This is a genomic window from Colwellia sp. MB02u-14, from assembly GCF_014076915.1.
Taxonomy (GTDB): Bacteria; Pseudomonadota; Gammaproteobacteria; order Enterobacterales; family Alteromonadaceae; genus Colwellia_A.
The window spans coordinates 1-523 of the sequence record NZ_JACGUX010000050.1; the positions used below are offsets into that span (position 1 = coordinate 1).

The 523-nt window shown below is 36.1% G+C and carries 1 protein-coding gene; it reads left to right on the forward strand.

Features of this window, described 5'->3' with window-relative positions; translation table 11 throughout:
• Nucleotides 1–329, forward strand: a 329-nt coding sequence (locus H4J52_RS19645; protein ID WP_220461066.1) for a hypothetical protein, incomplete at its 5' end; no start/stop codon positions are given.
• Nucleotides 330–523 lie beyond the last annotated feature (194 nt).

Here is a 523-nt window from a genome sequence, read left to right on the forward strand (position 1 = left end):
CCTGCTTGAGTGGCTTGTTAGGTTTCGAGCACGCCAATGTTAGAGCTATTATTCCCAAAGGCCAATTGAACCAACCAAACATAACTAGAAAAGGGCTATCATCCCAACTTGCTAAATCAAATAGACTACTAGAAGGAACCATAATTGATAGTTCAAATGCCGCTGTAACAATTACAGACACTATAAATACAATAACAAGCAAAAAAGACGGATCGTATTTAAGATATACTTGTTTATTAATGAACAAAGCTGCATTTATTCCAGCAAATGTACAAACAAGCCATATAACTTCCAATGTCACTATTAAAGTCCACCCGTCTTGTTGGTAAATTACCCACCCAAGATATGAAACTAAAACAGCTAAAAATATAAATACTCGATGTTGCAAATTAGAAACCTAACGCCCTGTTAAGGGGCAAAAAATTGTTTGCTAAAATGTTGAGGGACGAAACAGCAAACTGTTTTTTGTCCCGCTTGAACAGCTTGTTATAACCCGATTACCCTCTGTCAAAGTAGATATTTT